This is a genomic window from Listeria fleischmannii subsp. fleischmannii LU2006-1, assembly GCF_000344175.1.
In the GTDB taxonomy this organism is placed as follows: Bacteria; Bacillota; Bacilli; order Lactobacillales; family Listeriaceae; genus Listeria; species Listeria fleischmannii.
Genome location: NZ_ALWW01000071.1, coordinates 1 through 9,836 on the forward strand (window position 1 = coordinate 1; position 9,836 = coordinate 9,836).

At 34.0% G+C, this 9,836-nt stretch carries 7 protein-coding genes and 1 pseudogene; 6 read left to right on the forward strand and 2 right to left on the reverse strand.

From position 1 onward, the window contains the following. Window positions 1–52: 52 nt before the first annotated feature. Together LFLEISCH_RS13955 and LFLEISCH_RS13960 are read left to right on the forward strand one after the other, a co-directional pair. Entirely contained in the window at window positions 53–1,081 is a 1,029-nt protein-coding gene (locus tag LFLEISCH_RS13955; protein ID WP_420912445.1) for a methyltransferase domain-containing protein, read from the forward strand. Window position 1,082: 1 nt separating this feature from the next. After that, window positions 1,083–3,629: a metallophosphoesterase gene (locus LFLEISCH_RS13960; protein ID WP_007477869.1), complete on the forward strand. Its 2,547-nt coding sequence runs from the start codon at window positions 1,083–1,085 to the stop codon at window positions 3,627–3,629. Window positions 3,630–3,683: 54 nt separating this feature from the next. Here LFLEISCH_RS13960 and dcm read toward each other — a convergent pair. After that, window positions 3,684–4,899: pseudogene (gene dcm / locus LFLEISCH_RS13965) on the reverse strand (DNA (cytosine-5-)-methyltransferase). Between the two features lie 162 nt (window positions 4,900–5,061). Between dcm and LFLEISCH_RS13970 the strand changes: the two are divergent. From LFLEISCH_RS13970 to LFLEISCH_RS16095, 3 genes are read left to right on the forward strand one after another with little or no spacing between them, the layout of a single operon-like run. After that, a complete protein-coding gene (locus LFLEISCH_RS13970) occupies window positions 5,062–6,495 on the forward strand; it encodes a Sau3AI family type II restriction endonuclease (RefSeq protein WP_241432923.1) in 1,434 nt (477 codons plus the stop codon). A 37-nt stretch (window positions 6,496–6,532) separates the two neighbouring features. Continuing rightward, a complete protein-coding gene (locus tag LFLEISCH_RS16090; RefSeq protein ID WP_007477878.1) occupies window positions 6,533–6,739 on the forward strand; it encodes a hypothetical protein in 207 nt (68 codons plus the stop codon). Next, a complete protein-coding gene (locus LFLEISCH_RS16095) occupies window positions 6,693–6,989 on the forward strand; it encodes a GNAT family N-acetyltransferase (RefSeq protein WP_241432924.1) in 297 nt (98 codons plus the stop codon). The genes LFLEISCH_RS16090 and LFLEISCH_RS16095 overlap by 47 nt, the downstream gene beginning before the upstream one ends. A gap of 27 nt (window positions 6,990–7,016) precedes the next feature. Here the strand turns inward: LFLEISCH_RS16095 and LFLEISCH_RS13980 are convergent, their stop codons facing one another. Continuing rightward, window positions 7,017–9,482, reverse strand: coding sequence for a YfhO family protein (locus LFLEISCH_RS13980; RefSeq protein ID WP_007477883.1), 2,466 nt, complete (start codon window positions 9,480–9,482; stop codon window positions 7,017–7,019). A gap of 147 nt (window positions 9,483–9,629) precedes the next feature. Here LFLEISCH_RS13980 and LFLEISCH_RS13985 point away from each other — a divergent pair, with 147 nt between their 5' ends. After that, the gene (locus LFLEISCH_RS13985; protein WP_007477885.1) at window positions 9,630–9,770 is read left to right on the forward strand and encodes a nucleoside triphosphate pyrophosphohydrolase family protein; all 141 of its coding nucleotides are present in this window, start codon (window positions 9,630–9,632) and stop codon (window positions 9,768–9,770) included. Window positions 9,771–9,836: the final 66 nt, after the last annotated feature.

Sequence of the window (9,836 nt, forward strand, 5' to 3'; positions counted from 1 at the left end):
AAAATTTATCAAAATATACGAGTCCATTTGCTTATTTACAAATGATTAATGAATTTTTTTAAAAACGGTCTATACAAAAAGAAAAATGACCAAGATAAAAGTTGGCTTTCAAAATCGTATTGTTTTTTCAATGATTTATGCAAGAAAAGAACATTATTTGCGTTTTTTTAATCAATATTTTGAAGGCTATGATTTTACAGCGATTCAAAAAGCAGAGAAATATTATGAAGTTACCATTCTATCAAATGGGAAATTGGCAGACTTATTAAAAATTTCCAATGTATTTTGCTTATTTTTAGCGATGAATAGTAAAGAGCCTTTTCAAGTGGAGGATGACTTAATACAGAAATATATTCAATTTTTGATCGATTTAGACGTACCTTATTTTATTCGTTATTTGTTTGCTCAAAATTTCTTATTTAGACCAAAAACATTTCAAAAGTTTAAAAGTCAACTTGAGCAAACGGAGAAATACCCGATTAAATTACAATTTGGGAACACCCATTTACAAAGACGTAGTGCGATTAAATCAAGGTTTAATTTTTCGAATTCCATTGTAGATATTGGGTGTGGGGAAGGCTTCTATGCCCTCCCTTTTGCCCAAAAATTAGAGGCACCGCTTTTTTATTATGCGATTGATATTAATCCGGATTTACTTCTTCATGTTGAAAAAAGAGCACTACATCTAGAAATTGAAAACATTGGGACCTACGCTTCCTTGGATTATTTCTTAGAAAATGCGCCTTCTGAAAAAGTGGATGTATTACTAACGGAAGTAATTGAACACATGTCTTTAGATCAAGCTGAGAAATTAATTCAACAAGTTTTAAATTTTGTAAACTTTGAACGTTTTATTATAACGACACCTAATCGGGATTTTAATGTGTTTTATGAATTAGAAGGGGAGTTTCGAAATGAGGACCATCAATTCGAAAGCACTACGGAAGAATTTCAAAATTGGTTGAGTGATATTGTTCAGCGGTCAAGCCAGTTTGAAGTGGATTTTTTCCAAATTGGGGACACTGTGGCGGGAATTAGTACATCAAGTGGTGCGATGATTCGCAGGAAAGGGGTGGAATAAGATGGAGCTTACAACTAGATTAAATACAATCTTTTTAATGATTGGGCCGAGCGAATGCGGTAAAACGACTTTTGCAAAAAATTATTTGATGGAAGCGTTAAGAAGAAATGTTCCAGAAAAAAACTATTTTATGAATATCAGCTATCTTTCTTCGGATGAAATACGACAAGAATTATTGGGACATGACTATGATAAATATGCGAATGTCATGTTGATGAGTAGTGAACAGGCGTTTTCGCTTTTATTTGAAAAGCTAAAATTAGTGACCTCTTTTCCATTAAACGCTGATTTTGTTGTGATTGACTCAACTGGCCTTTCGAGCGAATTTCGCGAACAAGTAAGAGCGATTGCTGCAGAAAATCATTATCATGTGGAAGTTATCCTTTTTGACTATAAAAATCGAGAAGATTATTTGCATACCGAGCGGAGTAAATCGCTCATTTCAAAACACATTACACGTTTACGGCGAGAAGTCTTACCGGTTTTGCGGCGTGAAAATTATCATGCGATTCACCGCGTGAAAGCGCCTGTAACAGAACTAAAGGCAGAGATTTCGGACTATAGGGAAATGCTAGACACACTACTTACGCCGGATAAACCTTATACGTTAATTGGTGATATTCACGAGTGTAAAGATCGTTTAATGGCACTTTTGAAAAAATATCAGTTTGAATTTGACGAAGAAGAAAATATCGTTAAGAAACCGGAACATGATTTTATATTACTCGGTGATTTTATTGATAAGGGAAAAAATACAGGTGAAATCATTGAATTTTTATATAAAAATAGAGAACACTTCCGTTTTGTTTTAGGAAACCATGAAAATTTTGTCTATAAATATATGGAAAATCAAATTCAAGGGGTGGATGAAACGCTTCTTCGCAACTATTTTGATTCTATAGCCATTTTTTCTTTAGATAAGGGTCTTTATGATAAATTTGCTGAACTGGTGGCTTTATCACAACCATTTTATCGTGTCATCGGCCAAGTACAACCAAGTTTTTATGCGACTCATGCGCCTTGTGAAAAGAAATATTTAGGAAAGTTTGACGACGAATCGAAACGGCAAATGAGAAACTTCCGTTTAATCCGAGAAGAAAATGTTGAAAAGCAGTTGGCCTTTTTAGAAAAAGAAGGCAACAATCTGCATCCGTATCACTTTTTTGGACACATTGCTGCGGAGAGCGCTTTTCGGGCGAAGAATAACATTCACCTCGATACAGGATGCGTGCACGGCGGTGCGCTAACAGGTGTGACCTTAAACCGGCGACTATCTTACTTGTCTGTTTCTGGTACAAAAATGATCGACGAAACACTACCTACTTTGTTTAAACGAAAAAAACAAGTGGTGGAGGCTGATTTAGTTCCCGCTGATTTAAAGCGTTTAACCTACGTGGCGGAACAAAAAATCAATTTTATCTCCGGCACCATTGCTCCTGCCGAAAGTGACGTGGAGAAAAATGAACTGGAATCTTTAGACAAGGCGCTTGATTATTTTAAAAATAAAGAGTGCTATGAAATTACTATTCAGCCAAAGTATATGGGTTCGCGTTGCAACATTTATTTGCATAAACAAATAGAAAATAGCTATGCGGTTAGTCGAAATGGTTTTAAAATTCGTGATGAACGATTACAAGACTTGTTTGCTACTTTAAAGAAGCGTTTTAATGATATTTTTGTTGAAAATGACTTAACTTGGCTGATTTTAGACGGAGAACTTATGCCTTGGCATGCACTTGGAAAGGGTCTCATTGAAGAAAAATATATCCCGATGAGTGTAGCTCAGCACACTGAAATCGACCAACTAAATCACGCCTCTTATGATAAGGCTTTCCAATTAGCTGTTCAAAAAATGGATAGCACTGATTTTGAATATGATCAAGTGAAGATGAGTAAAAAGAATCTACTTGAAAAATATGGTAGTCAAGACTACCAAAACTTTAAAAATATTTTAGGGCTAAAATATAGTTATGTGGAAACGGAAAAGTTAAAAAAAGCGGCAGATAAATTTGATGAACAAATTAATTTATATGGTAATCCTGAAGAAGTCACTTTTAAGGCCTTTTCGATTTTAAAAATGGTGCAAAATAATGGTGTGGAAAAAAGGTGGGAAGGGACGACTTCGGCGATGTATCGTTTTGTGTCAGATGATGATTTTATTTCGCTCGATTTAAGACAGGAAGATGCTGTGGAAAGAGCCAAAGCATATTTTAAAACAATTACGTTTGATCAAAAAATGGAAGGTATTGTCATAAAGCCTGAAAAAGTAACGAAAGGCATCGCACCAGCTATGAAAGTGCGAAATGAAGACTATTTGCATTTGATTTATGGCTATGATTACCATTTTAATAGCAAATATGAAAAGCTCGTGCGGAATAAAAAAATAAAACAAAAACTACGCACATCCATTGCGGAATACGAATATGGTGAGGAGATGCTAAACATTCCATTAGCAGAAATCTCACCTTATAACGAATCATATAAAGAAGCCGTCATGAATCTGCTTTTTGAAACAACGAAAGAAACAGAAATCGATCCGCGGTTGTAGAGGAGGTTTATCTTAAATAAAAAACAAGGCTCACAATTATTGTGAACCTTGTTTTTATTCTGTAATAAGTTGATGTAATTGACGGCCAATGCGTTCAATTATTCCAGTTACTAAAGCATTACCCATGCAAAAGTATCTCATTCGGTCAGCCATGTCAGCAGTCCAGTTATCGGGGAAACCATTAAGACGTTCACATTCAATAGGTGTCAATATTCTATAAGAGTCATCAATTTTTATTAGGTGTGTGCTTCGATTTACGCTACCTTCACTTGTTAACATTGTTCGTCCAGGTTTGTCAAGAACATCAGTTTCAGACATGGACCCTTCTGAAAATGTATAAGTATGCCCATCTGCTGTTGTCCGACTAACTTTTTTTGCTCCTCGTAATTCTTGAAATTTCTTTATCTTTTCTTCAGGCAAAAAATATTTATCGGAAATGAGATTACTATCCTGTAAGATGTCACCCAATACTATTGGTTGTTCATAGATAGGAATAGTGTCAATTGATGTGAAAATACCATCTCGCATTATACCTGAATTATAAATGGTAGTAGAATATTCATCTGATATATTTACAATATCCTCTGGTAGAGTTCCTGTTATATATCGATTTTTATATGGAATTTGCTCAATTTTAAATTCACGAGCGAAAATTCCTTTTGAATAAATAATCTCGTCTTCGGATAAACTGTGAAATTTTGATGCAAAACTAGTATTATTTTTGTAAGCGAAAATAAAAACACGACGCCTTCTCTGTGCTTGTCCATAATCTGCTGCATTAATCACACGCCATTCGACAGAATAGCCAAGCTTGTTAAATGCAGCTAACATTATAGCGAAATCACGGCCCCTTTGTTTTGCGGGAGACTTAAGTAGTCGATCAACATTTTCAAGTAATAAAAACTGGGGATTGATTGCTTCTACCGAGCGAACTATCTCCCAAAAGAGCATCGCCTTTTTTTCCTTGTATTCCCATACCACCAGATAAGCTTCTAGCGACTGAGTAATCTTGGCAAGGGAATCCCCCAACTATTAAATCAGCATCAAATTCTTTTAATCGATTATTAGTAACTTTAGAGATATCTTCATTTATATTAAGTGAGTCAGGAAAGTGTTTATTATAACACTCGAAAGCATCTTGAGATTTTCTAGAAGGCTCCCATTGATTAGACCAGAGGGTTTGATAAAAACCATCTACGCTATTTTCAAGACCAACTCTAAATCCACCTACACCAGCGAATAGTTCCAAAACTTTTAAATTTTGTTGCATATACGAACATCCTTTCGATTATATCTAATTCATTATACTATACTTTCTACTAAAAAAAAAGATCAAATGTTATAATATAATCATAAAATAAATTAAAGAGGTGCATCTACATGACAAACAGAGAACTTTATGATGATTATAACCCATTAGATATTGAAAGATATGGAAAAAAATCTTATTGGCCTCACATTTAGAGATGTTTTAGAAGCAAATATTCAAGAAGAGATTATTTTAGAAGAAAGGACAAACTATTATAATAATCCAAGGGCTAAAGGTGGGCTTGGAAACTTGATTGAAGAATTTCATTTTGGTTATAAACCGAATAACAGTCCGGAACCAGATTTTCCAAATGCTGGGGTGGAACTTAAGGTAGCGCCATATGAAGAAAAAAAGAAGGGAGGATATAAATCAGGGGAGCGCTTAGTTTTATGTATGGTTCCAAATGATGAACCTCTTACAGACAACCTTTTACAGGCTAAGCTTTTCAATAAAATTAAAGCAATTTTATTAGTGCTATATTTAAGAAAAAAAGGAGACAAAAGAACTAATTTTATAATAGATTATGTTAAGCTATTTTCAATCATTAGTGACGCATGTAAGAATGATTTTCCAATTATTGAGAATGATTACAAGAAAATCGTGAACAAAATACAAGCTGGTGAAGCACATACTATTTCGGAAGGAGACACACTTTATTTAGGTGCGTGTACAAAAGGTGCTGATGCTAAAAAAAGTCTACAACCTCAATATTATAATGCAAATATACCAGCTAAAAGGCGAGCATATTGTTTTAAGCAAAGTTATGTGACACATATAATAAATGAATATATTTTAAATAATGTAAGTACATATGATTCGATTATTAAAGATGATTTAGAGATTCTAGATAAAACATTTGAAGAAGTAGTTTTAGAACAAGTAAGTAAATTTATTGGAATGGATGTAAATACTTTAAGTGAATTATTTAAACTTAAAAACCCAAAAGGTGGACTAGCAAAAAATTTTTATAGTCAAATTGCTTTAAGAATGTTGGGTGTTCAATCAAGCAATGCTGAGGAATTTGATAAAGCAAATATAGCAATAAAATCAATACGCATACAAGCAAACAATAAAAATAAAGAAAGTATGTCTTTTCCAGCACTCAATTTCAAAAAATTCGTAAATGAACAATGGGAAGAATCCGAGGTATATAACTTTTTTAGTGAGACTAAATTTCTTTTTATGGTTTTTAAAGAAGAAAAAGGTCAGTATGTTTTTAAAGGCGGAGAGTTTTGGAATATGCCTTTATATGAATTAGATACTATTGGAAAAAAAGAGTGGCTTTCAGTGCAACGAAAGATTAAAAATGGTGTTCATTTTGAGATTAAAGATAATAGAGTACTCAATGATTTACCAAAATCTACAGAAACTCAAATTTTTCACCTTAGACCACATGCAGCGAAGTCAATTTATAGGATTGATGGTAAAATTTATGGAAATGGCGATATCAACAAAGACGCTGATGAATTACCTAATGGGGATAAAATGACAAAACAATGTTTTTGGTTAAATAGAAAGTATATTCTTGAAATAGTTAAAAATATGTTTGAACTGTAATTGATATTAAAAATTTTAATATATTTGGAGGTTCCAAATGCAAATAAAATCCCTAAGAAAAACCCCAAAACTGCTCCGCCCGGCAATAAATTATTTTCAAGCAAAGTGGGCAAATGAAGACACAAAAATGATTTATGAAGATTGTTTGGCACATGCGCTTGAAACGGAAAATCCGTTACCGCAGTGGTATTTGCTTTATGACGGGGAAAAAAATTATCGGATGCGCGGGGCTTATCACGAATGATTTTATCAGCCGCATGGATTTATATCCGTGGCTTTGCGCGTTATACATTGAAAAAAATTATCGGGGGAGAAATTACGCCGAAATTCTCATGACGCATATAAAAAAAGAAGCGAAACAATTAGGATTCAAGCACGTCTACCTATGTACCAATCATATTGGCTACTACGAAAAACACCAGTTTTCCTACATAGGGGAGGGCTATCATCCGTGGGGCGAAAAATCGCGAATTTATACGTGTGAATTAGGCTAGTAAAATGACCATCCAGTTTGAGGATGGTCATTTTCGTCGTCGTATCACGATTCCGGTTAAGAGAGCTACGGCGGAGAGTAGCAAACTAAAAGGGACGACTTTTGGATAGTAGCTTAGTGTAATGGCATGATTCCCTTTAGGAACTGAGATACCGATGAAATTCCCCATTACTTGCGATTTTGGAACGGGCTTACCGTCTATTTTCACTTGCCATGCCTCATCAAACGGGATAGATAGAAAGAGTTTATTCGTTTCATTAGGCGCGTTTACCGTACCGCTTAAATAATCCCCTTTTCCCTCCGTGAGTGTTAAAGCATTTTTTTCTAAATGTTGCAGAAGATGTTGGAATCTGGCGTTACTAAGCGTATAGAAATCCGGTTTTTTAGCTTGCATTAGGTCATCTGGTTTAAATTTAATCTCGACATGCTCCCCTTTTTTGAAATAGCCAAGATTAAAGAGCTGGTTGGACAAAATGGCCACATGGGTTTGATGCTTCTGCCCGTTCACGAAAATGGCATCTGTTTTTGTCCACTCAGTGTTAGGCGCGTATAGCAATAAATTCCCTTCCGCTTGCGTTTCATTGTTTGCCCCCATTTTAACCAAATAAGGCTTTTTGCTGGGTAAAATACCTTGAAGAACAGCTTCAATATTTGAAAAAACAGCGCCGTCACGTAATTTTATTTGGTCATTTTGCATGAAAAATCCAGAACCAATAGCTTCCTTGTTTTGCTGGGTAATTAATTGTCCGTTTTCATAAGAAAGTTGGTATTTAACATTTAATAACAAGTTTATAACAGGATTGGTATCTACATAATTAAAACGACGCTCATTTTTGGAATAAATACCAAGGTTTGTTAGTGTATCAAGCGTTTTTTCATTTAAGGTAGACGTATAGGCCGATGTTCCTGCGTATTGAAAGGTCCAAGCATCATTATAGGCATTATATGTAGTATGATAACCTAAAGCCGAACCAGAAAGTTTATTTTGCACTCTAAAAAAGTTGTGGTCAGGATTTAAATCAGTTACAGTTGCATTGATTTTTTTCGAAAAACTAGAATACGTCGTTTGATTCCCAAATGGAACATTTTGCAGTCCAAAACGGTAATTTAAGCCTAATTCAAAACATAATAGAATAGCGATACAAGTGAATATCCAAACGGCTTTTTTTCGTGACCATAAAAGAAGTAAAATGACATAAATGATAATAAAAGCAAGCGATAGTACTAAGCTTTCTAGTTGCTGAGTTTCAAAAAAGGACTTGTTTTTAAAAAAGATATTTTGAAAGCCTAAACCAATTTCTCCGATAAAAAGAAAGCCGATAAATAGCCCTGCTGCTTTAAAAAGATAGCTTTTTTCACAAGATTTTCGCCACACAATAAAGCCTTTATAGGAAAAAACAATGATTAAAAAACTAAAAATAAATGTTTGGCGATACGGAAAGCCGGCTGGTGATTGAAACATGTGCCAAATTGTATTGAAAAGCTCTATAATGAGTGTTGCAAATAGGGCTACAAGTAAATAAAAACTAGCTACTTTTTCCCGTTTCGAAATTCCGGTTATTAAAAAATAAACAATAAAGAAAATCACAATGAATATTCCGGAATAAATGGTAGGTAAGTGATCGAGGCGCAAGTCATAACGAATAGTCCCTATTCCAAATTGTGAAAATACAGAAATGAAAAATTTAGGGTAGGGCAAAAGAGAAATAATCGAAAAACTTGTTTTTGCTGTGTTCATCATACCTAAAATCGACGGGATAAGAACAAAACTTGAAGTTAAACCAGCCAGAAGTGAGTATAAAATAAAAGTTTTTCCTCTTTTAAAAAGTATAGCTATCTTGAAGTCTTCGCGTTTTTCATACTGAAGCGCATATAAATATATACTATAAAGAACTGAAAATAAACAAACCATATAGCCCAAGTAATAATTCGTCACAATGGTTAAACATAAGGATACAGCATAGAGTGTCGGGCGATTTTGAAGCCAAAGACGCTCCAAGCCAAGAACAACAAAGGGAAGTAAAATGAGTGCATCTAACCACATATAATTCATACTATAAGCAATAACAAAGCCACAAAAACTATAGGCTGTAGAAAAAAGTAAAATGGAGTAGTCTAATTTTTTATGATGCTTAGATAAATAAAAACTCATAGAAAAACCCATAACACTAATTTTCAACAGAATAAGAAGTGACAGTACAACAGGCATATTACTTTCGTTAAAGAATAAACTAATTAAATTAAAAGGGCTTGTCAAATAGTAACCAGCAAGCGCTAAAACAGAGTCGCCAATTCCATTTGAAAAAGAATAAAGACTTAAATGGTCGGTGAAAAAGGAATGGAAAAAATTTAAAAATTGTAGATACTGTGAACCAATATCACTTACAAGAAACGTCTGATGACCAAAAGGCGCAATATCTAACGAATAAAAAACAAGACTGCAAATTATAAACGGAATACCTATACTCATCACATTAAAAAAGATTTTTTTCATTGTAAACTCCTTAAGCTTGGGGCTAAATCTACAACTAGCCACTAAAAATTCATCTCAAATTATTTTTCTAAATCGAATTCTATTTTAACACTTTTTTTAAAAGTATTCCCCTCGCATGCTATAATACATATTGGGAGGGGGAAAAGTGTGAGAGATACAATGAAAGAAATTAATCATTTTCGGGAAGAGCGGGACTGGCGAAAGTTTCATAAACTAAAAGATTTAGCTTTATCAGTCTCTATTGAAGCAGCAGAATTACTCGAGAACTTCCAGTGGAAAACGAAGTGAAGAAGCTATTATTACAAGAAAATTTTGATAATATTCAGGATGAAATAGCGGATGTCTTAATTTACA

Bases quoted from the DNA above. Each gene is read 5' to 3' on its own strand.
- LFLEISCH_RS13960 (WP_007477869.1), top strand. From the start codon at position 1,083: ATGGAGCTTACAACTAGATTAAATACAATCTTTTTAATGATTGGGCCG.
- LFLEISCH_RS13970 (WP_241432923.1), top strand. From the start codon at position 5,062: ATGGAAAAAAATCTTATTGGCCTCACATTTAGAGATGTTTTAGAAGCA.
- LFLEISCH_RS16090 (WP_007477878.1), top strand. From the start codon at position 6,533: ATGCAAATAAAATCCCTAAGAAAAACCCCAAAACTGCTCCGCCCGGCA.
- LFLEISCH_RS16095 (WP_241432924.1), top strand. From the start codon at position 6,693: ATGACGGGGAAAAAAATTATCGGATGCGCGGGGCTTATCACGAATGAT.
- LFLEISCH_RS13980 (WP_007477883.1), bottom strand. From the start codon at position 9,482: ATGAAAAAAATCTTTTTTAATGTGATGAGTATAGGTATTCCGTTTATA.